This window comes from Streptomyces sp. NPDC014764, from assembly GCF_043082785.1.
Classification (GTDB): Bacteria; Actinomycetota; Actinomycetes; order Streptomycetales; family Streptomycetaceae; genus Streptomyces; species Streptomyces althioticus.
Genome location: NZ_JBIBXY010000007.1, coordinates 316,712 through 339,750, shown reverse-complemented (window position 1 = coordinate 339,750; position 23,039 = coordinate 316,712). Strand labels below are relative to the sequence as shown.

Here is a 23,039-nt window from a genome sequence, read left to right as displayed (position 1 = left end):
GCCCCGCTGAGCCGCCCGGAGGACCCCGTCACCTGCACGGATGCGGCCGGAGTGCGCGGCGGGCGGGCTGCCCGTTGGCTGACGTCGTGGCAGCACGGGCGCTCCCCGACCTCGGCGGCGCAAGGGATGTACCGCCGGCCGTGCCGCCGGAAGGCAGTCCACATGAGCATCTCGAAGCCTCTGCTCCGCCTCGGACCGACCGTGGCAGCCGCCGCCGCGCTCGCCCTGATGCCGGCCGGACCGGCGGCCGCGGACGGCATCTCCGTCAGCACCACCGGGAACACGGTCTCGGTGAGCACCACCGCGTGCACCCAGATCAACGGCCACTGGGGCACCGCCTCGCTGCTCAGCAGCGGTCAGGCGAACTTCTCGCAGGGCCGCCAGGTGGCACTGTCCGGGACGTCCTCGGGCCAGTCCGCGGCCTGGTCCAACGTCAGCGCGGGCACGTACACGGTGATCGTGGTGTGCTCCAACGGCAGCACCGCGGGCACCCAGTCCGTGGTCGTGTCTCCGGTCTCCAGCCCGTCCGCCTCCCCCACGGCGTCGCCGTCGCGCGGTGTGATGGGCGGGGTCGGCGGCGGTTCGAAGGACTACGGCACGGTCACGGCGGTGGCGGGCGGCGCGCTGGTCGGCGCCGGCGTCCTCGGCACCGTGCTGTACCTGCGGCGCCGCAACACGGCCCGCCCGACCCACCTCTAGACCGGCGTCGGCGCCCGTCCGACGCGCTCCGGCCGGCCGCCGCCGTCACAACCCCCCGCGCCCTCAGGGCACGGGGGGTTTCACGTTCGGGACGACAACACCCACGGAAGGGCGACACCCTCCAGGGGCGCGGGGAACTGCGCGACCAGCCCTCCCCGCACGCACCCGCACCCGGGCGACTACTCCCGCCCCCGCACATCCAACTCCGCGAACTCCGCCAACGCGTGATCAAGCCACTGGGTCCAGAACGTCTCCAGATCGATCCCGGCCCGCAGCACAAGATGCCGCAGCCGATCCTCCGCCCCGCCCCTCCCCGGAGGGAAGTCCCTCCGCTCGATCTCCCGGTACGTCTCCAACTGCCGCGCATGCAGCTCCCGGTGACGCCGGAGATCGTCCTCCAGCCCCTCCGTCCCCACCACGGCGGCGGCCCGCAGCCGCAACAGCAGCGCGTCCCGCTGCGGCTTGGGATCCTGCGCCGCCGCGGTCCAGCGGGCCAGCTCCTCCCGCCCCGCCGCCAGCACCTCGTACGCCTTCTTCTGCCCCCGCGCGGGCTGCTCCGAAGGGAGGGCCCGGATCAGGCCCTCCGCCTCCAGCTTCCCCAGCTCCCGGTAGATCTGCTGATGCGTCGCGGACCAGAAGTAGCCGATCGACCGGTCGAAGCGGCGGGTCAGCTCCAGTCCCGACGACGGCTTCTCGAGCAGGGCGGTGAGGATCGCGTGCGGGAGTGACATGCGCTCATCCTAGGGACGGGACGGGCCCGCCCTAGAGGGCCGCCGCGAGCTCGGTGCCCTGCTTGATGGCGCGCTTGGCGTCCAGTTCGGCGGCCACGTCGGCGCCGCCGATGAGGTGGACGGGGCTGCCCGCCGCCACCAGCTCCTCGTAGAGGTCCCGGCGCGGTTCCTGCCCCGTGCACAGCACGATGGTGTCGACCTCGAGGACGGTGCTCTCCTCGCCGACGGTGACGTGCAGCCCGGCGTCGTCGATCCGGTCGTAGCGCACACCGGGGACCATGGTGACGCCGCGGTGCCGCAGCTCCGCGCGGTGGATCCAGCCGGTGGTCTTGCCGAGCCCCGCGCCGACCTTGGAGGTCTTGCGCTGGAGCAGGTGGACGGTGCGCGGCGGGGCGGGCCGCTCGGGGGCGGCGAGGCCGCCGGGCGCGCGGTAGTCGAGGTCGACGCCCCACTGGCGGAGGTACGTCCCGGGGTCCTCGTGCGCCTTGTCGCCGCCGTCGGTGAGGAACTCGGCGACGTCGAAGCCGATGCCGCCCGCGCCGAGGATCGCGACGCGGTCACCGACGGGCGCGCCGTCGCGCAGGACGTCGAGGTAGCCGACGACGCTCGGGTGGTCGACGCCGGGGATGTCGGGAACGCGGGGGCTGACGCCGGTGGCGACGACGACCTCGTCGTACCCGGTGACGTCGTCGGCGGTGACGCGCGTGCCGAGGCGGACGTCGACGGTGAGGTCGGCGAGGCGGGTGCGGAAGTAGCGCAGGGTCTCGTCGAACTCCTGCTTGCCGGGGACCTTGCGGGCGACGTTGAGCTGCCCGCCTATCTCGCTCGCGGCGTCGAAGAGGGTGACGTCGTGGCCGCGTTCGGCGGCGGAGACCGCGCAGGCGAGGCCGGCCGGTCCGGCTCCGACGACGGCGACGCGCTTGCGGCGGCGGGTCGGGGAGAGCACCAGCTCGGTCTCGTGGCAGGCGCGGGGGTTGACCAGGCAGGAGGTGATCTGGCCGCTGAAGGTGTGGTCGAGGCAGGCCTGGTTGCAGCCGATGCAGGTGTTGATCGCCTCGGGACGGCCGTCGGCGGCCTTGGCGACGAAGTCGGGGTCGGCGAGCATCGGGCGGGCCATGGACACCATGTCCGCGGTGCCGTCGGCGAGCAGTTGCTCGGCCAGCTCGGGGGTGTTGATGCGGTTGGTGGTGACCAGCGGGACGGACACCTCGCCCATGAGCCGCTTGGTGACCCAGGTGTAGGCGCCGCGCGGCACCGAGGTGGCGATGGTGGGGATGCGGGCCTCGTGCCAGCCGATGCCGGTGTTGATGATCGTGGCGCCGGCCGCCTCGACCGCCTTGGCGAGGGCGACGACCTCGTCCAGGGTGGAGCCGTCGGGCACCAGGTCGAGCATGGACAGCCGGTAGATCAGGATGAAGTCGTCGCCGACCGCCTCGCGGACACGGCGGACGATCTCGACCGGGAAGCGCATCCGGTTCTCGTAGGAGCCGCCCCAGCGGTCGGTGCGGTGGTTGGTACGGCGGGCGATGAACTCGTTGATGAGGTAGCCCTCGGAGCCCATGATCTCGACGCCGTCGTAGCCGGCCTGGCGGGCGAGGCGGGCGGCGCGGACGTAGTCGTCGATGGTCCGCTCGACGTCGGCGTCGGTGAGCTCGCGCGGCGGGAAGGGGCTGATGGGCGCCTGGAGGGGGCTGGGGGCGACCAGGTCCTGGTGGTAGGCGTAGCGGCCGAAGTGCAGGATCTGCAGGGCGATACGGCCGCCCTCACGGTGGACGGCCGCGGTGACGACCCGGTGCTGCTCGGCCTCCTCGTCGCTGGTGAGCTTGGCGCCGCCCTCGTAGGGGCGCCCCTCGTCGTTGGGGGCGATGCCACCGGTGACGATGAGGCCGACGCCGCCGCGGGCGCGCGCGGCGTAGAACTCGGCCATGCGGGAGAAGCCGCCCTCGGCCTCCTCGAGGCCGACGTGCATGGAACCCATGAGGACCCGGTTGGGCAGCGTGGTGAAGCCCAGGTCCAGGGGGGTCAGCAGGTGGGGATAACGGCTCATCTGGCCCTCCGTGCGCGGTGTGGTGCCTGTAGTTGTAGGGCACGCGCACCGGCTTATGCAACTAGTTGCATAATGGAGGTGACGGAGGGCACAGCGTTCCGTCCCGGCTCATCCGCAGGCACTCACCTGCTCTCGAGGCGGACGTGCAGTTCGCGCTCCTGGTCGCCGGACACCTTGCTCAGGTCACTCACCCGGAACAGGTCGTCCAGCGTGGTGCGGAACCGGTCGATCGCCCAGTAGCCGCCGTGCGCGTCGGCGTCGACCGAGGAGGACAGCCGTGCGGGACGGGCCTTCCCTTCGCCCGCGTCGGCCACGTCGAACGTGCCGAGCCAGACCGTGGGCCGGGTCTCGTGCAGCTCCTCGGGCACGTCGTCGGCGCACCGGTCCGACGAGAAGCAGGCGCACAGGGTGTCGAAGACGATCCGGGCGTCGTCCTTGCTGCATCCGCTGATCTCGACCGACACGGATTCCGGGTGCGTGGGCTCGCTGACCATCGTGATCGCTCCTCTCGTGGTCACTCCACCGTCCCCCGCCCTACCTCAGCAAAGCACCGCACGCCGGAACGCACTACCCGCGCACCCCCCGCGCGCTCCTTCCACGATGACGTGGCCGCGGTCACCGGCCAGGATGGGGGGAGAGCAGGAACGGGACGGCAGGAGCGGCGGAAAATCGCCCTCGCGCGCGGTACAACAAAGGGACGGCGGCGCGGCGACGGCGTGCCGCGGACTCGGCGAAGGCGGGGCGTGGGATGAGCGCAGCGTGGTCACTCCCGGCCGGCGGGGACGGTCCGGCGCGTCCCAGCGGGCTGCTCGACGTCCTGCGCGTGGCCTCGATCGTCCTGGACGCCGAGGGTCGGATCGTGCTGTGGAGTCCCCAGGCGGAGGAGTTGTTCGGCTACACCGCCCAGGAGGCGCTGGGCCGGTACGCCGCCCGGATCATGGTGCACGAGGAGCACCTCGACCTGGTGAAGGAGCTGTTCACCGAGGTCATGCGAACCGGGCGGAGCTGGGCGGGGGCCTTCCCGATCCGGCGCAGGGACGGCGGGACCCGGCTGGTGGAGTTCCGCAACATGCGGCTGCTGGACGACGAGGGTCAGGTCTACGCCCTCGGTCTCGCGGTCGACCAGTCCACGGTGCGGCGGCTGGAGCAGGACGTGGCGCTGTCCACCCGGATCGTCGCCCAGTCCCCCATCGGTCTCGCGGTCCTCGACTCGGATCTGCGGTACGTGTCGGTGAACCCGGCGCTGGAGCAGATGGACGGCCTGACGGCCGACGAGCATCTGGGCCGCACGATGCGGGAGGTGCTGCCGCTGGTGGACGCGGCGGACATCGAGGAGGCGGCCCGGGAGGTGCTGCGGACCGGACGTCCCGTGGTGGACCGCTCGATGACCGGCCGTACCCCGGCCGACCCGGACGCCGACCACGCCTGGACGGTGTCCCTGTACCGGCTGGAGAACGCCCTCGGCACGGTGCTGGGCGTGGCCGTTTCGGTCGTGGACATAACCGACCAGTACCGGGCGAACGCCGAGGCGGAGACGGCGCGCCGCCGGATCGCGCTGATCGCCGACGCCTCCGCGCGGATCGGCACCACGCTGGATCTGGACCGTACGTCCGGCGAGCTGGCCGACGTGGCCGTCCCGGAGCTGGCCGACGCGGCCGCGGTGGACCTGCTCGACGCGGTCGTACGGGGCCGGCGCACCGTCCTCGGCCCGGCCGAGCCGGCGCTGATGAGGGCGCTGGCGGTGCGCTGGGTCGACGCGTCCGACGCCGTGCCGGCCGCCGACCCGCCGGGTGAGGTGATCCGGTACGCGCCGGACCGGCTGATCACCGAGTGCGTGCGCACGGGGCTGCCGGTGATGGTGCCGCAGGCCAAGGACGAGGACCTGCTGCGGATCGCCCGCTCCCCGGAGGCCGCCGAGATACTCGCCCGGGCAGGCGTCCACTCGTACCTGGCCGTGCCGTTGATCGCGCGCGGGGAGGTGCTGGGGGCGATCGACCTGATCCGGACGCGCAACCCCCGGCCGTTCGACGAGGACGACCTGCTGCTCGCCCGGGAGCTGGCCTCGCGGGCGGCCGTGCAGATCGACAACGCCCGCTGGTACCAGAACGCCCGCGACACCGCGCTCACGCTCCAGCGCAGCCTGCTGCCCAGCCATCCGTCCGTGACGGGCGGACTCGAGGTCGCCTCCCGCTACCAGCCGGCGGGCGCCACCAGCGAGGTCGGCGGCGACTGGTTCGACGTGATCCCACTGGACGACGACCGTACGGCGCTCGTCGTCGGCGACGTGATGGGCAGCGGCATCCCGGCCGCCGCCACGATGGGCCGCCTGCGGACCGCCACCCACACGCTGGCGTCCCTGGGCCTCGACCCGGCGGTGCTGCTGGAACACCTGAACCGCATCACCGTCGAACTCGACGAGGCCATCGCCACCTGCGTCTACGCCGTCCACGACCCCCGCGAGCGGCGCTGCGTCATCGCCAACGCCGGTCATCTCCCCCCGGCCCGCATCCGCGCCGGCGGGACGCCCGAGCTGCTGGACCTGCCCACGGGCGTGCCGCTGGGAGTGGGCGGGGTCGCCTTCGCCACGACCGAGGTCGACCTGGAGCCGGGCGACCGCCTGGTCTTCTACACCGACGGCCTGGTGGAGACCCGCCGGGACCCGCTGGACGCCCGCCTGGACCGCCTCCTCGACCTCCTCGACACCCCGTCCCGCTCCCTGGACGACGTCTGTGAACTCCTCCTCCGCACGCTGCACGAGCCGGACAACTTCGACGACGTGGCCCTGCTGATCGCCCGGGTGACGGCACCCGGGGACTGAGAACGCGGGGCGCGGCGCCCTGTCACGGGCCTCGGGCCACCTCCGGCCCCGAGCGCCGCCGAGCCGCGTGCCCGAGTCTCTGGCTCACGGGCCGGGCGCAGCCGTGAGGGACACCCGACGCCGGCGTCCGGACGTGTCGGCGTGCCCCACCCTTACGGCCGTCTGCCGGTCACCACCCGTGCCGCGCGTTCCCGGCAGACCGCGAGGCTGGCTTCGAGGCCCGACTCGATGAAGGCCGACAGGGCCTCCGGGGCCTGGCGCGGGCTCGTTTCGATCAGGAGGTGGCCGCCCGGGGCGAGCCACCCCGGGGCCTCGGCAGCGACGCGGCGGAGGATGTCGAGGCCGTCCGCGCCGCCGTCCAGGGCGACGCGGGGCTCGTGGTCGCGGGCCTCCGCGGGGAGGAGCGCGATCTCGTCGCTGGGCACGTACGGGACGTTGGCCGCGAGGACGTCCACCCGGCCCCGCAGCCGCGCGGGCAGCGCGTCGAACAGGTCGCCCTGGTGGACGTGGCCGCCGAGGGACGCGACGTTGCGGCGGGCGCAGCTCACCGCTGCCGGGTCGATGTCGGCGGCGTGCAGGTCCGCCGCGCCCAGCGCGACCGTCAGCGCCGCGCCGACCGCGCCCGAGCCGCAGCACAGGTCCACGACGACGGAGGCGTCCGGCGCGAGGGTGAGCGCCTGCTCGACGAGGAACTCGGTGCGCCGGCGGGGTACGAAGACGCCCGGTTCCACGAAGATCCGCAGGCCGGCGAACTCGGCCCAGCCGACGACGAGTTCGAGGGGCAGTCCGGCGGCGCGGCGTGCGGCCATCCCCTCGACGGCGCCGGGGTCGCCGTTCGCCGCGGCGAGGATCAGGTCGGCCTCGTCCTCGGCGAAGACGCAGCCCGCCACGCGCAGCGTGGCCGCGACCGCGTCACGGGACGGGAGGACGGGAGAATGAGCAGAAGGGTCGGAACGGTGGGGCAAGAGCCTGGCCTTTCGGGGTCCGAAGGGCGCTCCCGTGGTCACCCGCTCCGGGTGGACCGTGTCGCTCCGAGGCGAGAGCACCCGACCTGACAAGCGGTAATGGGTCTCACCTCCCTGGTCGAGGCCGGGTCGGTCCGCGGCCGGACGGCAACCTTACCCGACGATCACCCCGGCGGTGAGGCGCCCTCCAGGGCCGCGGGGAACTGCGCGACAAGCCGCCGACGGCCCCCAGCTCGGCGGCGGGTACGGGCTCCTCGCCCGCCCTCACTGCGCCGCAGCCGGTGCAGCGCGCTGCAGGGGCGCGGGGAACTGTGCGCTCGGCCCACCACGGCCCGCAGCCGCCCCTCCACGGCAGCGGATCGGCGGCAACGCGCCTCGCCCCGGACGCACAGCGCCACACCGCCCCGTACCGCACGCCTCTCGCACACCACGTACCGTTGGGCCAGGAAACGCATCAGCACCACCCGCAACGGAATCGCCGATCACGTGAACATCACCCGCGGCTTCACCGGCCGTCCCCGCGTGCACAACCCCGGGCTGCCGCCCGGCCAGTACGACGCGCGGGACGAGTGGCCCGTCCTGTCCGCCGAGGTCACCCCCGACCTGACGCCCGAGGACTGGACCTTCCGGATCGACGGCCTGGTGGCCGAGCCCCGCACCTGGGACTGGGGACAGGCCCACGCGCTGCCCGCCGACGCGTACGAGGGCGACATCCACTGTGTGACGGGCTGGTCGAAGTTCGGCGTGCGGTTCGGGGGCGTCTCGCTGGACGCCTTCCTGGACCAGGTCCGGCCTCTGCCGTCCGCCTCGCACGTGGTGGCGTACTCGCACACCGGGTACACCACGAACCTCCCCCTCGCCGACGTGACCGGCGGTCGGGCCTGGATCGTATGGGAGTACGGCGGCGAGCCGCTGCCCGCCGAGCACGGCGGCCCGGCGCGGCTGATCGTGCCGCACCTGTACTTCTGGAAGAGCGCCAAATGGATCGCCGGGCTGCGGCTGCTGGACCACGACGAGCCGGGCTTCTGGGAGGGCAACGGCTATCACGCGCGGGGCAACCCGTGGGAGGAACAGCGGTACTCCGGTGACTGAGCAGATGACGCGGCCGGCGACGCCGGCCACACGGTTCGCCGTGCCCGGGCGCATCGGCGTGAGCGAGCGGACCGCGTCGGTGTGGCGGACGGCCACGCTGACGGAGATCCGCCGGGAGACGCCCCGCGTGTCGACCTTCCGGTTCGCGGTGCCGGGCTGGCCGGGGCATGTGCCGGGCCAGCACCTGTTGGTGCGGCTGGTCTCGGAGGACGGGTACACGGCCCAGCGCCACTACTCGATCGCCTCGGCGCCGGACGACTCCGGGCACATCGAGCTGACCCTCGACCATGTGCGGGACGGCGAGGTCTCCGGCTGGTTCCACACGGTGGCCCGTCCCGGCGACCGGATCGAGATGCGCGGCCCGCTCAGCGGCTTCTTCGCCTGGCCGGGCGACCGGCCCGCACTGCTGCTGGGCGCCGGCTCCGGCGTGGTTCCGCTGATGTCGATGGTGCGGCACCACCGCGCCCGCGGTATTAACCTGCCCCTGCGCCTGCTGGTGTCGGCGCGGAGCCCCGAGGACCTGATCTACGCCGGCGAGTACGGTCCGGAGACCGCACCGGTGTTCACCCGCAGCGCCCCGGAGGGCACGGCCGTCGGACGTATGGCCGCCGCACATGTGGCGCCGCTCCTGGCCGAGCAGCCTCCCGGCGGGTGGGAGGCCTATGTGTGCGGCTCCAACTCGTTCGCCGAGCACGCCTCCCGGCTGCTGGTGGCCGCCGGTCAGCCGGTGGAGCGCATCCGCATCGAGCGCTTCGGCTGACCCGGCCTCACCGCCGTACGGGGGACCCGCGGCCCGCGTCGTTTCGCGCGCCCGCCGCGGGGGCACCCGGCCCGCACCAGTTCCGCGCGCGACGTGATGAGACGAGTTCCGGAGCCGCTGGGTCCGCCGCCCCGTTCGGCCCGTCACCCCCGCGGCTGCGGTGGACGGCGAGGGGAGGCGCAGGATGCGAACGCGGGTGCTGTCCCGGCGACGGCGCGGGCCGCTGTGCCGCCGGTCGGACGTCGTCGAGGCGTGGACGGCGCTGACCGTGGCCGTGCTGCTGTGCCTGACGGTGCCGCTGGCGGGCGTGCTCACCACCCGGTGGACGTACGCGGACGCGCGGGCGGCCGCGGACGAGCAGCGCGCCGAGCGTCACCGGGTGCGCGCGGAGGTCCTGGAGCGCCCCTCGAAGGCACATGCCTCCTCCGGGTCCGAGCGGCGGCACTCCACCCGGGCGACCGTACGCTGGACGGACCCGGACGGGAGCACCCGGACGGCCCTGGCGCGGGTCCCCGCGCATGTCCGCCCCGGCGAAGCGGTCCACGTCTGGCTGGACTCCCGGGGCCGCGAGGTCCTGCCGCCGGTCGACGACGCGTCGGTGTGGCAGTACGGGGTCGGCATGGGCACCCTGGCCGCCGGCAGCACGGCGGCCGTGCTGCTGCTCGCGCACCGCGCGGTGCGGCGGGCGGCACTGCGCCGCCGGCTGGAGGAGTGGGAACGGGACTGGGCCCGTACCGGTCCGCTGTGGACGCACCGCGGCGTCTGAGCCCTCGACGGAACCCGCCCGGAGCAAACGCTTTCCACGCCGCTCACCAGTGCCTTCTCCCCCGCGCCCTGGCGGGCCGCCGCATGATCCACGTACCGTGTCCTCGCTTCGCACGGTCCCTTCACGAAGGCGGTCCCAGATGGCCCTGTTCGACCTCTCCCCCGACAAGCTGCGCACGTACCGCAGCGCGTCCACGGAGCCCGAGGACTTCGACGCGTTCTGGTCCGGCACGCTCGAGGAGGCGCGGCGGTCAGACCTGGACGCGCGGTTCGAGCCGGTCGACACGGGGCTGACGACCGTGGAGGTCTTCGACGTGACGTTCGCCGGGTTCGGCGGCCACCCCGTCAAGGGCTGGCTGACCCTGCCCGCCGGTGCCGGTGAACCGCTGCCGCTGGTGGTGGAGTTCGTCGGGTACGGCGGCGGCCGCGGGCTGCCGCACGAGCATCTGCTGTGGGCGTCCACCGGCCGGGCGCACTTCGTGATGGACACCCGCGGGCAGGGCAGCGCGTGGGGCGGGGGCGGCGGCACCGAGGATCCGGTGGGGTCCGGTCCGGCGTTCCCCGGCTACATGACGCGCGGCATCGACGCACCGGAGAATTACTACTACCGGCGGGTGTTCACGGACGCGGTGCGCGCGGTGGAGGCGGCGCGGTCGCACCCGCTGACCGACGCGAGCCGGACCGTGGTCACGGGCGGGAGCCAGGGCGGCGGCATCACGATCGCGGTGGGCGGCCTGGTGCCGGACCTGGCGGGCGTGGCGCCGGACGTGCCCTTCCTCTGCGACTTCCCGCGCGCGACGACGGTCACCGACCGCAACCCGTACCGGGAGATCGGCAGCTTCCTCAAGACGCACCGCGGCCGTGCGGCGGACGTGCGGCACACCCTGTCGTACTTCGACGGCGTGCACTTCGCCGCCCGCGGCACCGCGCCCGCGCTGTTCTCGGCGGCGCTGGAGGACCAGACGTGCCCGCCCTCCACGGTGTTCGCCGCCTTCAACGCCTGGGCGCACGAGGACAAGACGATCGAGGTGTACGACTTCAACGACCACGAGGGCGGCGGCCCCTACCAGGAGGCGGCGCAGCTGCGCTGGATGCGCGGCCGCGCCTGACGGACCGCGTCCGACGGACCGCACGGTTCCGGCCGAACTGACGGACCAGGCTTCCCTGTTGGTGTAGACCAATGCTAGATCTGGTGGCTCAACGAGCCCGCACGGCCACGGAACGTCACCAACAGGAGGGCGCGGCATGGCCCGCACCACCCCGCACCAGCATGTACCCACCCGCCGGTCCCTCACCGACGGGGAGCCGCTCTACCGGAGGGTCGCCTCAGAGCTGCTCGGCGATCTGCGCACCGGCACCGTCCCGCCCGGCGAACGACTGCCTGGCGAGCGTCAGTTGGCCGAGCACTTCGGGGTCAGCCGGGAGACCGTACGGCAGGCGCTGGAGCTGCTGCGGCGGGAAGGGCTGGTCGCCACCGACCGGCGGGGCAGCCACGCCGCGCTGCCGGGCGTGCCGGCGGAGGCCCCGGCCTCCGCCGGTTTCCCGCTCGGCGCGCGGCGGCCGGGGCGGGACTCGGTGGCCCGGGCCACCGTCGCCTGGGAGATCCCGCCACCCGGCCACGCCGAGCATCTGGGGCTGGCGCCCGGCCGGCCCACGCTGGTGCACCGCTACTGGTCCGCGTCGCCCGGCCGACGGGAGCAGCGTACGGCGGTGACATCGTTCTCCGCGGTGGCGCTCGCGGAGGTGGAGGAGCTGGCCCGCTACCGCGACCGGGCCGACGGCACCGGCGCCGCCGAGCTGCGCCGGTGCTACGACTGGATGCGCCGGGCGGGCCTCTCGCTGCACCACCGCGACACGATCACCCGCATCGAGGGCACGCCGACGGTGCGGGTCACCCGGCAGGTGCACGACCAGCACGCCCGGCCGCTGGAGCTGACGGAACTGGTGCTGGACGCCCAGCAGGACGTGCTGGTCTACGAGTTCATGGTGCCGTCTGCGGTCTGAGGGGCCGGCGGCTCGCGCCTCACGCGGGCCTGCCGGGCGGGGGCGAGCAGCCGCCGGGCCGCCGACCACACGGCGCTGTCGTCGACGGCCCGGTCGCCGCGTGCGGCCGGTGCGGATGCGGACCAGGCTCCAGCCGTGCGCGATGCCGTCGTCGAGGGCGTCGGTGAGGTGCACGGTCATCCCGGCGGTCGGGACCGGGCGCGGTGTGTGCCGGCGGGCGTGCCCGTCGCGTCGTGGGCAGTCGTCGTCACGCGGCCCGATCCAGGCGGGTGAGTTGCGAATTCCACTGGAGTGCGGCGAGTGAGTTCGAAGAACGGACTCAGCGGGTGCCCGTCGGCCGCCCCTCCTCCTTCTCCGCAACGAGCAGCCGCACCCGTGGGCTGCCGTCCCGTCTGCGCCCGAACTCGGGGAGGGCCCAGAACCTCACGCGGAATCCCGCGCGCTCCACTCCGCGCCACAGGTCGCCGAAGCGCACGGCGCGGTAGTACATGACGAACGGCGGGCGCCACACGGCGTTGCGCACCCGCATGACGGCGTCGAAGCCGAGCAGCATCGCGTTGGCCGGGGAGCCGGGCCGGGGCGGTGAGACGACCGGGAGGACGAAGCGACCGCCGGGCCGCAGCACCTTGTGCACCTGCGCGAACAGCCCCGGCAGCTCGGACGGCAGGAAGTGCCCGAGCGCCCCGAAGCTGACCACGAGGTCGAACTCCGGGCCGAACGGCAGCGCTCGCGCGTCCGCCCGCACCCAGGTCGTGTCGGGCCCCTCGGGCCGCCTGCGCGCACGGGCGACCTCCAGCATCCCGGTGCTGAAGTCCACGCCCGTGACGGCGTCCCGGCACACCTGCCGCAGCACGTCCACGCCCGCGCCGGTGCCGCAGCACAGGTCGAGCCCGGTGTCGTAGGGGCCGGACTCCAGCAGCGCGGCGACGGTGGCGTCCAGCACGGAATCGGGGGTGCGGAAGGGGGTGTGGTCGAACTTCGGGGCGAGGAGGTCGTAGCCGTGCTCGACGGACGACAGCGCCTGGACGGCCAGTTCGCTCAGTCGGGGGCCTTCGGGGCTGAACATCCGCCCAGCCTAGAGCGCGGCGTCCGGGGCCGCCCCGAAACTTCCGCGCACCGGGGCAGAAGGCGCCCGCCGGGCCGCCGCAAGCCGGGAAGAGCATCCGAGTGCTCGCGCGCGGCTCCCGGCCGGGGCAGCGCGGTGTTCGGGACGCCCCTTCCTACGTTTGCGATATGACTATCGGATTTGCTTCGCGGGCTGCCGTGTCGGGGTGCGTGCTCTGCGCGGCGGGCCTGCTGGCGCTGGCGCCCGCCGCGGCGACCACCGGACCCGGCGTCGATCCCGGGCCGCGGACGACGGACGCGCCCGCGTCCCTGCTGTACCGGCCCGGCACGCACGTCCGTCCGCGCGCGGGCGCGCCCGAGGTCCCGGACCTGTCCGCCCGCTCCTGGCTGATCGCCGACGCCGACACCGGCGCGGTGCTCGCGGCGCACGACGCGCACCGCAGGCTGCCGCCCGCAAGCACCCTCAAGACGCTGTTCGCCCTGACCGTGATGCCCGCCCTGCCGTCCGGCATCCGGCACCGCGTCGACCCGGAGGAGCTGGAGGGCATCGGGCCCGGGAGCAGTCTCGTCGGGGTCGCCGAGAACCGGACGTACCGCGTCTCCGACCTCTGGAACGGGGTCTTCCTCAACTCCGGCAACGACGCGGTGCACGTTCTGGCGGCCCTCAACGGCGGCTGGCGGGTCACGGCAGAGCGGATGGAGGAGAAGGCACGGGCCCTGGGCGCCCGCGACACCCGGGTGAAGTCGCCGGACGGCTACGACGCGCCCGGTCAGGTGTCGTCGGCGTTCGACCTGGCCGTGTTCGGCCGGGCGGGGCTGCGCAGCCCCGAGTTCGCGGAGTACTGCGCCCGGGCGGCGGCGACCTTCCCGGCCCGCGACGGCGGCAGCTATCCGATCGTCAACACCAACCGGCTGCTCACGGGGGCGGACGGGGTCGCCCCGTACCGAGGGCTGATCGGCGTGAAGAACGGCTACACCAGCCACGCGGGCAACACCCTGGTCGCGGCCGCCCGCCGCGACGGCCGGACCCTCGTGGCGACGGTCATGAACCCCCGCTCCGACCACGGACACGCGGTCTACGAGGAGACGCGCGCACTCCTCGACTGGGGCTTCGAGGCGGCCGGCCGCGTCGACCCGGTCGGCTCCCTGGACGCCCTGCGCAGTGCCCCGCCGGGCGGCCCGGAGGCGGACGCGGTGGCGGTGTCGGCATCCCACGAGGACGACACCGACGACCGTCCGGTGTGGTGGACGATCACCGGGGCCGGCCTGCTGGGCGGGGCGGGGGTGGCGGTGTACCTGCGGCTCAGGTGGGGGCCGGTGCCGAAGGACTGACGGTCAGCGCCGGAGGGCCGCTGCCGAAGAGCCGGCCCCGGGTCACGCCGTCCTCAGGCGCACACCGCCTCCGCAGCGGCCCCCGGACCCGTGGCCGCCAGACCCGCCACCGGGCGTATCCCGCCGACCGGGCGGCCGCCGCCCAGGACCTTTTCGCCCGCGAAGGCGGTGAGCAGGGACGGGTCGACGCCCGCGCGGGTGAGGGCCGCGGCGGTGACCGGGACGCGGGCGCGGCCGGCGCCGTCGGCGATCTTCACGGCGACTGCGCGGCCGTCGGGCAGTGCCGCGACCTGGACGCCCTCGAAGCCGTCCTTGGCGAGCAGCCCCGGCACCGCGCGCATCAGCGCGGCCACGTCGCGGCCCGCCCCGGACGCCATCTCGGCGTGGGTGCGCATCGCGTCGGCGACCCGGCGCTCGGGGGTGCCGGGCGCGCCGCCCGCGATCCGGGCGGCGGCGCGGGCCAGGCCCTCCAGCGACACCGCGAAGAGCGGCGCGCCGCAGCCGTCCACGGTGACCGTGGCGACGCGTCGCCCGGTGAGGTCCTCGACGGTCTCGGCGACGGCCTGCTGGAGGGGGTGGGCCGGGTCGAGATAGCCGTCCGTCGACCAGCCGTTCAGCTTCGCCGTGTACAGCATGGCGGCGTGCTTGCCGGAGCAGTTCTGGGCGAGCCGGGAGGGGCCCCGGCCCGCGCGCACCCAGGTGTCCCGCACGGCGGGGTCGAAGGGCAGGTCGGGGACGTTGCGCAGGTGGTCCTCGGTCAGGCCGGCCCGTTCGAGGATGCGGCGCGCGCCGTCGAGGTGGCGTTCCTCGCCCGAATGGCTGGCCGCCGCGAGGGACAGCAGGTCGCCGTCGAGCGGAAGGCCCGCGCGGACCATGGCCACCGCCTGGACGGGCTTGAGCGCGGAGCGCGGGTAGAACGCCGCCTCGGGGTCGCCGAGCCGGAAGCCGGCCGTGCCGTCGGCGTCGAGGACGACGACGGAGCCGTAGTGGACGCCTTCGACGACCCCGCCGCGTACGAGGTGGGCGACGGGGGCGTGGCGGGGTGCGCGGACCGGGGGTGCGGCCGCGGGGAGACTGCTGTGCATCACACTGCCTGCGGGTCGTCGTGGCGGGCCGGCGCGGGGGTGGTGCGCGGACCCGGTGTGCGCGCGGAGCGCACGATGTCGGTGAGGGTGGTCTCGACACGGTCGAGGTGGTGGGTCATGGCCCGCACGGCGTCCTGTTCGGAGCCGGCGGCCAGGGCCTCGACGATGGCCCGGTGCTCGCGGTCGGAGTGGGCTCGGCGGCCGCCGAGCTCGTTGAGGAAGGCGGACTGGCGGGCCAGCGCGTCGCGGATCTCCTCGATGACCCGCCGGAAGACGGGGTTCTGGGCGGCCTCGGCCACGGCGAGGTGGAACAGGGTGTCCATGGCCGCCCAGACGGTGGTGTCGGTCTCCCGTTCCATCCGCGCCAGCAGTCCCCGCAGCCGGTCCAGGTCCTCCGGGGTACGGCGGTGGGCGGCGTATCCGGCGACAGGGATCTCGACGTGCCGACGCACCTCCATGAGGTGACCGGCCGTGTAGTCGCCGAAGGTGGGGTCCTGCACGGCGTCGGCGACCACGAAGGTGCCCTTTCCGGTGCGGGACACCGTCAGGCCCATGGTCTGCAGTGCGCGCAGCGCCTCGCGCAGCACCGGGCGGGACACCGCGAGTCCGCGGCACAGCTCCGCCTCGGAGGGCAGCTTGTCGCCGATCGCGTAGTGGCCGCGCTCGATGGCGTCGCGGAGGTGGGCGAGCACCGCCTCCGTCGCGCTGACGCGCCGCGGTCCCGCACCACCTGTCGGGCTGTCTGACAGGTTCACGGGCCGATCGTGCGGGCCGCCCGCGCGGACTGTCAAGCGGGGACGGGTCCGGGGTGGTGCCGGCCACACCCCCGGCCTGGGGCCACCACCCCCTCCTCACCTGGGGTGACCGTCCTCCCACATGGGGGTGCCACCGCCCTTCTTCGGGCCGGGAAGCGCCCACATACTGAAGCGCATGGCCAATTCGACGGTACTGACCGGCACCCTTTCCCCGGGCACGGAAAACAGAGGCAGCGGGAGAGGAAGCGATTTCTCCGAACTTTCCCGACGCATATCCGAGGCGGGTCTGCTGCGTCGCCGCCCGCTGTATTACACGGTGCGTTTCACGGCCGTCGGCCTCGCCCTCGCCGGAAGCGTCGCGGCGTTCCTGCTCATCGGTGACGCCTGGTCACAACTCTTCGTCGCCGCCGCGCTGGCCGTCGTGTTCGGACAGCTCGGACTGGCCGCGCACGATCTGGCCCACCGCCAGGTGTTCTCCCGCCGGCGCCCCAGCGAGGCTGGTGGTCTCGTGGTGGCGAACGTGCTGCTCGGCATGAGTTACGGCTGGTGGATGAACAAGCACACCCGCCATCACGCGAACCCGAACCACGAGAGCAAGGATCCGGACGTCGCGCCGGACATCATCGTCTGGTCACGCCGTCAGGCACGGCAGACGCGGCATACCAAGGGGCCTGCCCGGTACATCGGGAAACACCAGGCTGCACTCTTCTTCCCGCTGCTGACCCTCGAAGGCCTGAATCTGAGTTTCAGCAGTTTCCGGGCGCTGCGGAGCCCGTCGATGAAACGGCCGGTACTGGAGGGTGCTCTTCTCGTCGCGCATTTCTCCGTCTATTTCGGCGGGATTTTCTCCCTCCTCTCCCCCGGAAAGGCGCTCGCCTTCATCGCCGTCCATCAAGGGCTGTTCGGCCTGTATCTCGGGTCCGTGTTCGCCCCCAACCACAAGGGCATGCCGATGGTCGAGGAGGGGGCCGAGCTGGACTTCCTGCGCCGTCAGGTGCTGACCTCCCGCAACGTGGACGGCGGCGCGCTGACCGATGTGTTCATGGGCGGCCTCAACTACCAGATCGAGCACCACCTGTTCCCGAGCATGCCGACGCCGGCCCTGGCGGAGGCCCAGGTGATCACCGAGCGGTACTGCGCCGAGCTGGGCATCCCGTACTGCCGGTCGGGTCTCGTCGCCTCGCACCGCACGGCGCTGCGCCATCTGCGGGAGGTGGGCGCGCCCCTGCGTGAGGCCGGGCGCTGACCCTACGGCCACACCGCCCCGGCCAGGGCGGCCCCCGCGAAGGCGGCGCCCAGGCCGGCCGCCGTGCTCACCACGACGTTGGCCGCCGCGTACCGGAGGGAGCCGCTCTCCGCCAGGCGGAGGGTCTCGTAGGAGAAGGTCGAGTAGGTGGTGAGGGCGCCGCACAGGCCGGTGCCGAGCAGCAACTGCAGCTCGGATCCCGCGACGCCCGCGGCCACGGCACCGGTGAGCAGGCCGAGTATCAGACTGCCGGCGACGTTGACGGTGAACGTCCCCCAGGGAAGTCCCGAGCGGGTCCGGTACTGGACGGCGCGGTCCGTGAGATACCGCAACGGCGCCCCGGCCATCGCGCCGAGCACCACGTACAGCCAGGTCACCCCCGGCCCTCCCGCACCGCGTCGTCGCCCTTCCCGGGCCTGGGGACGATCTCGCACCGTTCGAGGAACACCAGCCCTTCCGGGACGAGCGCGTCGACCTCCGGCAGGAAGGCCCGCACCCGTTCCTCGGTGTCGACGACGACGACCGCCACCGGCATGTCCTCGCTCAGCGACAGCAGCCGGGAGGTGTGCACGAGCGACGAGGCGCCGAAGCCCTCGATGCCACGGAACACGCTGGCCCCGGCGAGGCCCGCCGCGTGCGCCCGGTGGACGATCTCCGAGTAGAGCGGCCGGTGGCGGCAGGTGTCGCACTCGCCGACGATCACGGTGAGGCGCAGCCCGCCGGTGCCCTGAGTGGTCATGGCTGCCTCCTGATCAGTGCCCGACGGGTGGCCGCGGTGGCCGCCCAGACGGCGGTCAGGGCCACGACGGGGGTGGCGGCCAGGTAGAGGAGCGCAGTGCCGTGGCGGCCGGCTTCGAACAGGCCGCGGACGTCCACCGCGTACGTGGAGAAGGTGGTGAAGCCGCCGAGGACGCCGGTGCCGAAGAACGGGCGGAGGAGACGATGGGCGGTGCGCGCCTCGGCGACGAGCACCATGAACACGCCGATCACGGCACAGCCGAGGACGTTGACCCACAGAATCGTCCACGGAAAGGACCCCGCCGGGGTCGGCCACCACAGGACGGCCGCGTACCGGGCCGCGGCTCCCGCTCCGCCGCCCACCGCGACCGCCGCGACGACGGGCGCCTGGGCGCGCACGGCGGAGCGGCGCCGGGGCCGTCCGGTGTCCGCCGCGCTCATGGTCGTACGTCTCCTGCTCGCACGGGATCAGCGTAGTCCAGCAGCTTCACCAGCCCTTCCGGAACAGCTGGGTCACCTCGGCGAGGCGGATCTCGTCGCGCCGGTAGCGGGGGCCGTCGTCCTGGCCGGTGAGGTGGAGCAGACCGAGGGCGGTGAGCAGCCGGAGGTGGGTGAGGGCGGCGGGGCGGGGCACGCCGAGGCGGGCGGCGACGTCGTCCGCGGTCAGACCGCGTCCGGCGGTGTCCGGTTCGGCCAGCCAGGCGAGGATGCGCAGTCGTGTCCCGTCGGCGGGATTCCTCAGCATGTCGTCCACCTACCTCCGCGCCGGGCTTCCTCGTCTCCGGCGCCTTCCCACTGTGCCGCGCCCGGGGTGCTCGTGTCCCGCCCTGCGGGCAGCTTGTCCGGAGTCAACTCCCGTGCGTTGCACGGATTTTGAATCGAGCAAATGATTGCGATACCACTCCGTGGCGGGCAACGCGCGGTCGTCGTGGCCGAGCGGCGCCCGGCTCTCCCACCCTTGCCGGAAGACGGGTCGGCCGGGCGCCGGCCGCTGTCGTCACGGGCGGCCCGGGCGGCCTCCCGGCGGAAGACCCCCGGGCCGCGTCCGCCGGGGACCGCTCCACGCCGTTCATCCAGCGACTCCGACCCGGCCACGCCGCTCATCCGGCGACTCTGCCCGGCGGGGGCGGAACCAGCGTGGGTCTGACCCTGCCAGGAGTTCATTGAATTTCGAACAAATGTTACGGTTCCCGTATGGCAGGTACGACCGACGGGGCGCGGCTCGAAGAACGGTGGCGTGACATCCTCGCCGTGCACGCCCGCACCCAGGGTGAGATCGACCGCGCCCTGCACCCCTACGGCCTGGGCGCCTCCGACTTCGAGGTGCTCGACCTGCTCGCGAACGCCACTCCCCCGAGCGGCGAGCTGTGCCGGGTGCAGAATCTGGTCGGCCGGCTGCATCTGAGCCAGAGCGCGCTGTCACGGCTGATCGCCCGCCTGGAGAAGAACGGCCTGGTCGAGCGCAGCACCTGCCCGACTGACCGGCGCGGCGTCTACGTGCAGCTCACCGCGCGGGGCCGCGAGCTGCACGCCGAGACCCTCCCGGTCCAGCGCGCCGCCCTGGCCCGGACACTCGGGGACTGACCGGACCCTCCACGGCCCTGCGGGTCGTGCGGACCCGAGGCACCCCTCCGCGCCTGCCGGACGTCACGACCTCGATCCGCGCCGCCCGAGTCCACGGCGAAGGCCTCGGCCGTCACGGCTCCACGCGAGCCGGACGGACCGGGGCCTTCGGCGCCGGACGCTCAGGGGCGGGCCAGCAGGGTGCGGACCCCCTCCGAGGTCAGGGTCAGGCGGTGATCGGAGCTGCCGTCGATGGTGAGGGACAGGTCGTCGGCCGGCCACTGCGCGGCGAGGGCGCCGAGCGGGACCAGGCGGTAGCGGGAGACGAACGGAAGCAGCCCCGCCATCTCCAGTTCGGAGGTGAACACGGGCACCACCTGGGTGCCCCCCGGCTGCTCGAGCACGGGCAGCGCGACGGCGCCGGGGTCGGCGGCCTCCTCGTCGCCCGCGTCGTCGGGGACCGGGATCAGGACGTCGCTGTCGGCCAGGGCGTCCAGCGCTGCCGTGTCCTCGGTGTTCTCCGACAGTGCGTCCAGGGCCCGCTGCGCGGGCGTGGGGGCGTTGTTCTCGTGCGCGGGTGTTTCCATGACGAATTCCCTGGTAGCGGCGGTTGTCGGCCCGCCCGGAGCCCGCTCGGGCCCGGGCACAGTAGGGGACGCGTACCCGTTCGCATGTCGCGCAACCCTGCGATCCACGCGCCCTCCGGCACGGCCCGCCGGACCCCTTCGCACGTCAGGGGCGGACCCCCTCCGACCCCTCCGAGCGACATGGCTATCATATGAGCACCCTCTAGCTCGAAAGATGATGCTGTGACTGTCAACGAAGACTCGTTCACCAACTGGAAGCACCGCGAGGAGATCGCGGAGTCGATGATCCCGATCATCGGGAAGCTGCACCGGGAGCGGGACGTCACCGTCCTGCTGCACAGCCGCTCCCTGGTGAACAAGTCGGTGGTCAGCATCCTCAAGACGCACCGCTTCGCCCGGCAGATCGCCGGCGAGGAGCTCTCCGTCACCGAGACCCTGCCGTTCCTCCAGGCGCTCACCACGCTGGACCTCGGCCCCTCGCAGATCGACATCGGTCTGCTCGCTGAGGCCTACCGCGCGGACGACCAGGGCAAGTCCGTCGCCGAGTTCACCGCCGAGGCCGTCGCCGGCGCCACCGGCGCGAGCAAGATCGAGCGCCGCGAGCCGCGCGACGTCGTCCTCTACGGCTTCGGCCGCATCGGCCGCCTCCTCGCCCGCCTGCTGATCGAGAAGTCCGGCTCCGGCAACGGCCTGCGGCTGCGCGCGATCGTCGTGCGCCGGGGCGGCGAACAGGACATCGTCAAGCGCGCCTCCCTCCTGCGCCGCGACTCCGTGCACGGCCAGTTCCAGGGCACCATCACCGTCGACGAGGCGAACAGCACCATCGTCGCCAACGGCAACGTCATCAAGCTCATCTACGCCAACGACCCGACCGAGATCGACTACACCGCGTACGGCATCGACAACGCCATCCTGATCGACAACACCGGCAAGTGGCGTGACCGCGAGGGTCTTTCGCAGCACCTGCGCCCCGGCGTCGACAAGGTGGTGCTGACCGCGCCCGGCAAGGGCGACGTGCCGAACATCGTGCACGGCGTCAACCACGACACCCTCAAGCCGGACGAGCGGATCATGTCCTGCGCGTCCTGCACCACCAACGCGATCGTGCCGCCGCTGAAGGCGATGGCGGACGAGTACGGCGTGCTGCGCGGCCACGTGGAGACCGTCCACTCGTTCACCAACGACCAGAACCTGCTGGACAACTACCACAAGTCCGAGCGCCGCGGCCGGTCCGCGCCGCTCAACATGGTGATCACCGAGACGGGCGCCGCGTCCGCCGTCGCCAAGGCGCTGCCCGACCTGAAGGCCCCCATCACCGGCAGCTCCATCCGCGTGCCGGTGCCGAACGTGTCGATCGCCATCCTCAACCTCCAGCTGGGCCGCGCCACCAACCGCGAAGAGGTCCTCGACTACCTGCGCAACGTGTCGCTGACCTCCCCGCTCAAGCGCCAGATCGACTTCATCAGCGCGCCGGACGCGGTCTCCAGCGACTTCGTGGGCTCGCGGCACGCGTCGATCGTCGACGCCGGCGCCCTGAAGGTCGACGGCGACAACGCGATCCTCTACCTGTGGTACGACAACGAGTTCGGCTACTCGTGCCAGGTCGTCCGCGTCGTCCAGTACGTGTCCGGCGTGGAGTACCCGACGTACCCGGCCCCCGCGGCCTGAGTCACGGACCACGACGGGCGGGGCAGGGCCGGCGAGTTGTCCGGCCCCGCCCCGGTCTGCCCGGCTGACCGGCAGTAAGGGCCAGATCGATAACGATCACCCCGTACCGGTTGAACGGGCCGATCCGCTTCCTAGTCTTCGCACATGCCCCTCTTCAGTACGCGCCCCAATCGACGCCCCCGCCTTTCCCGCTCCCTGGGGGACACCCAACTGGACAAAGTCCTGGGCAAGTTGAGCAAGCGGGGCAGCGGGAAGACCGCGGACGCGGAGCTGATCGCCGAGCTGCTGGACGAGACCGGGGACGACTGGGACCTCCGCGGTCACCGGGTGTCCGTGCTGGCCGGGGCCGCCTCCGGCACCGGCATCGCCGAGACCTGGCTGGAGCGCGACCCGGACGACGTGGACGCCCTGCTGTTCCACTCCTGGACCACCCTGGTGCGCGCCCTGGAGGAGCGGCGCCTCGACGACACCGACACGCTGATCACCCGGTGCCACCGGGCGGCCGAGCTGTCGCCGGAGGACCCCCTGCCGTGGGTGGTCCTGCTCGGCGCCGCACGCGTCGTGCGCTTCGACCACAAGGACGTCGACGCCCTGTGGCGGCAGGCCACCGCCCGCGACCCCTGGAACCGCGAGGCGTTCCTGCAGATGCTCGCCCTGCTGTCGCCCGAGGAGGGCGGCTCCAGCGCCTCGGTGCTGGACTTCGTCGACGCGGTCCGCACCCGCATCCCGGCCAACGCCCCGTGCGCCGCGGTCGAACTCACGGCCGCCGTACGGCAGTACCAGGGGCTGCTCGCCCAGGGCGGGATGCGGGCGATGACCGCGGGCCAGCTCTTCGAGAGCGGACATCTGGCGGCGGCGCTGCACCAGGCCGCCGCGCTGTGGCCGAAGCCGGGGTTCTTCCAGCACGCGGCGGCGCCGGCCGACCTCAACGTCCTGGCGTACGCGCTGTGCGCGGGCGGCCGTGCGGCGGACGCCCACCCGGTGTTCCAGGCGCTCCAGGGCATGGTCACCCCGTGGCCCTGGGACGTCGACGGGCCGGCGCTCCAGCGGTACGAGCAGCACCTGGCGAAGTCCGAGCGCGGCCGCCAGGGCGGCATCGGCGGCGGGTGACCCGCACCG

General features: G+C 73.4%; 24 protein-coding genes. 12 read left to right on the top strand and 12 right to left on the bottom strand.

Features of this window, described 5'->3' with window-relative positions; genetic code table 11:
- Positions 1-162 precede the first annotated feature (162 nt).
- A complete protein-coding gene (locus ACF1AG_RS20355; RefSeq protein WP_359603583.1) occupies positions 163-699 on the top strand; it encodes a hypothetical protein in 537 nt (178 codons plus the stop codon).
- 179 nt (positions 700-878) lie between these two features.
- On the opposite strand, the gene ACF1AG_RS20350 is transcribed toward ACF1AG_RS20355, so the two are convergent.
- From ACF1AG_RS20350 to ACF1AG_RS20340, 3 genes are all read right to left on the bottom strand, one after another.
- Positions 879-1,430, bottom strand: coding sequence for a PadR family transcriptional regulator (locus tag ACF1AG_RS20350; protein ID WP_359603581.1), 552 nt, complete (start codon positions 1,428-1,430; stop codon positions 879-881).
- 31 nt (positions 1,431-1,461) lie between these two features.
- Complete coding sequence (locus tag ACF1AG_RS20345) at positions 1,462-3,477, bottom strand: FAD-dependent oxidoreductase (RefSeq protein ID WP_391810145.1); 2,016 nt, start codon at positions 3,475-3,477, stop codon at positions 1,462-1,464.
- Positions 3,478-3,599: 122 nt separating this feature from the next.
- Positions 3,600-3,971, bottom strand: a complete 372-nt coding sequence (locus ACF1AG_RS20340; protein WP_359603577.1) for a hypothetical protein — start codon at positions 3,969-3,971, stop codon at positions 3,600-3,602.
- Positions 3,972-4,225: 254 nt separating this feature from the next.
- On the opposite strand from ACF1AG_RS20340, the gene ACF1AG_RS20335 reads away from it, so the two are divergent.
- Positions 4,226-6,295, top strand: coding sequence for a SpoIIE family protein phosphatase (locus tag ACF1AG_RS20335; protein ID WP_359603575.1), 2,070 nt, complete (start codon positions 4,226-4,228; stop codon positions 6,293-6,295).
- 152 nt (positions 6,296-6,447) lie between these two features.
- Here ACF1AG_RS20335 and ACF1AG_RS20330 read toward each other — a convergent pair whose 3' ends face one another.
- Positions 6,448-7,260: a putative protein N(5)-glutamine methyltransferase gene (locus ACF1AG_RS20330; RefSeq protein ID WP_391810144.1), complete on the bottom strand. Its 813-nt coding sequence runs from the start codon at positions 7,258-7,260 to the stop codon at positions 6,448-6,450.
- 486 nt (positions 7,261-7,746) lie between these two features.
- Here ACF1AG_RS20330 and ACF1AG_RS20325 point away from each other — a divergent pair, with 486 nt between their 5' ends.
- From ACF1AG_RS20325 to ACF1AG_RS20305, 5 genes are all read left to right on the top strand, one after another.
- Positions 7,747-8,352, top strand: coding sequence for a sulfite oxidase-like oxidoreductase (locus ACF1AG_RS20325; RefSeq protein WP_391810143.1), 606 nt, complete (start codon positions 7,747-7,749; stop codon positions 8,350-8,352).
- Positions 8,353-8,356: 4 nt separating this feature from the next.
- Entirely contained in the window at positions 8,357-9,112 is a 756-nt protein-coding gene (locus ACF1AG_RS20320; protein ID WP_359603611.1) for a ferredoxin reductase, read from the top strand.
- Positions 9,113-9,296: 184 nt separating this feature from the next.
- Positions 9,297-9,878 carry a DUF3592 domain-containing protein gene (locus ACF1AG_RS20315; protein WP_391810142.1) on the top strand — a complete coding sequence of 194 codons (582 nt, stop codon included), beginning with the start codon at positions 9,297-9,299 and terminating at the stop codon, positions 9,876-9,878.
- Positions 9,879-10,017: 139 nt separating this feature from the next.
- Entirely contained in the window at positions 10,018-10,986 is a 969-nt protein-coding gene (locus ACF1AG_RS20310; RefSeq protein WP_391810141.1) for an acetylxylan esterase, read from the top strand.
- 136 nt (positions 10,987-11,122) lie between these two features.
- Positions 11,123-11,881 (top strand): GntR family transcriptional regulator, encoded by a 759-nt coding sequence (locus tag ACF1AG_RS20305; RefSeq protein ID WP_387797012.1) that lies wholly within the window; start codon positions 11,123-11,125, stop codon positions 11,879-11,881.
- Positions 11,882-12,200: 319 nt separating this feature from the next.
- On the opposite strand, the gene ACF1AG_RS20300 is transcribed toward ACF1AG_RS20305, so the two are convergent.
- Entirely contained in the window at positions 12,201-12,947 is a 747-nt protein-coding gene (locus ACF1AG_RS20300; protein ID WP_391810140.1) for a methyltransferase domain-containing protein, read from the bottom strand.
- Between the two features lie 167 nt (positions 12,948-13,114).
- Between ACF1AG_RS20300 and ACF1AG_RS20295 the strand changes: the two genes are divergently transcribed.
- A complete protein-coding gene (locus ACF1AG_RS20295; protein WP_391810139.1) occupies positions 13,115-14,278 on the top strand; it encodes a D-alanyl-D-alanine carboxypeptidase family protein in 1,164 nt (387 codons plus the stop codon).
- Positions 14,279-14,331: 53 nt separating this feature from the next.
- Here ACF1AG_RS20295 and ACF1AG_RS20290 read toward each other — a convergent pair whose 3' ends face one another.
- On the bottom strand, positions 14,332-15,363 hold the full coding sequence (locus ACF1AG_RS20290) for an asparaginase (protein WP_359605349.1): 1,032 nt from the start codon (positions 15,361-15,363) through the stop codon (positions 14,332-14,334).
- Complete coding sequence (locus tag ACF1AG_RS20285; protein WP_359605351.1) at positions 15,363-16,118, bottom strand: FadR/GntR family transcriptional regulator; 756 nt, start codon at positions 16,116-16,118, stop codon at positions 15,363-15,365. Before ACF1AG_RS20285 ends, ACF1AG_RS20290 begins: the two co-directional genes overlap by 1 nt.
- A gap of 175 nt (positions 16,119-16,293) precedes the next feature.
- On the opposite strand from ACF1AG_RS20285, the gene ACF1AG_RS20280 reads away from it, so the two are divergent.
- On the top strand, positions 16,294-17,364 hold the full coding sequence (locus ACF1AG_RS20280; protein ID WP_391810138.1) for a fatty acid desaturase family protein: 1,071 nt from the start codon (positions 16,294-16,296) through the stop codon (positions 17,362-17,364).
- Positions 17,365-17,366: 2 nt separating this feature from the next.
- On the opposite strand, the gene crcB (ACF1AG_RS20275) is transcribed toward ACF1AG_RS20280, so the two are convergent.
- From crcB (ACF1AG_RS20275) to ACF1AG_RS20260, 4 genes are read right to left on the bottom strand one after another with little or no spacing between them, the layout of a single operon-like run.
- The gene (gene crcB, locus ACF1AG_RS20275; protein WP_359605353.1) at positions 17,367-17,741 is read right to left on the bottom strand and encodes a fluoride efflux transporter CrcB; all 375 of its coding nucleotides are present in this window, start codon (positions 17,739-17,741) and stop codon (positions 17,367-17,369) included.
- Positions 17,738-18,103 carry a DUF190 domain-containing protein gene (locus ACF1AG_RS20270; RefSeq protein WP_359605354.1) on the bottom strand — a complete coding sequence of 122 codons (366 nt, stop codon included), beginning with the start codon at positions 18,101-18,103 and terminating at the stop codon, positions 17,738-17,740. Before ACF1AG_RS20270 ends, crcB (ACF1AG_RS20275) begins: the two co-directional genes overlap by 4 nt.
- Positions 18,100-18,543, bottom strand: a complete 444-nt coding sequence (gene crcB, locus ACF1AG_RS20265) for a fluoride efflux transporter CrcB (RefSeq protein WP_359605356.1) — start codon at positions 18,541-18,543, stop codon at positions 18,100-18,102. The genes ACF1AG_RS20270 and crcB (ACF1AG_RS20265) overlap by 4 nt, the downstream gene beginning before the upstream one ends.
- Before the next feature lie 46 nt (positions 18,544-18,589).
- Complete coding sequence (locus tag ACF1AG_RS20260) at positions 18,590-18,847, bottom strand: helix-turn-helix domain-containing protein (protein ID WP_391810137.1); 258 nt, start codon at positions 18,845-18,847, stop codon at positions 18,590-18,592.
- A 449-nt stretch (positions 18,848-19,296) separates the two neighbouring features.
- On the opposite strand from ACF1AG_RS20260, the gene ACF1AG_RS20255 reads away from it, so the two are divergent.
- Positions 19,297-19,686, top strand: a complete 390-nt coding sequence (locus ACF1AG_RS20255) for a MarR family transcriptional regulator (protein WP_359605360.1) — start codon at positions 19,297-19,299, stop codon at positions 19,684-19,686.
- Between the two features lie 161 nt (positions 19,687-19,847).
- On the opposite strand, the gene ACF1AG_RS20250 is transcribed toward ACF1AG_RS20255, so the two are convergent.
- On the bottom strand, positions 19,848-20,252 hold the full coding sequence (locus ACF1AG_RS20250) for an SseB family protein (RefSeq protein WP_191879820.1): 405 nt from the start codon (positions 20,250-20,252) through the stop codon (positions 19,848-19,850).
- A gap of 222 nt (positions 20,253-20,474) precedes the next feature.
- Here ACF1AG_RS20250 and ACF1AG_RS20245 point away from each other — a divergent pair, with 222 nt between their 5' ends.
- Entirely contained in the window at positions 20,475-21,920 is a 1,446-nt protein-coding gene (locus ACF1AG_RS20245) for a glyceraldehyde-3-phosphate dehydrogenase (RefSeq protein ID WP_359605362.1), read from the top strand.
- Between the two features lie 144 nt (positions 21,921-22,064).
- Entirely contained in the window at positions 22,065-23,030 is a 966-nt protein-coding gene (locus tag ACF1AG_RS20240; RefSeq protein WP_359605364.1) for a hypothetical protein, read from the top strand.
- Positions 23,031-23,039 lie beyond the last annotated feature (9 nt).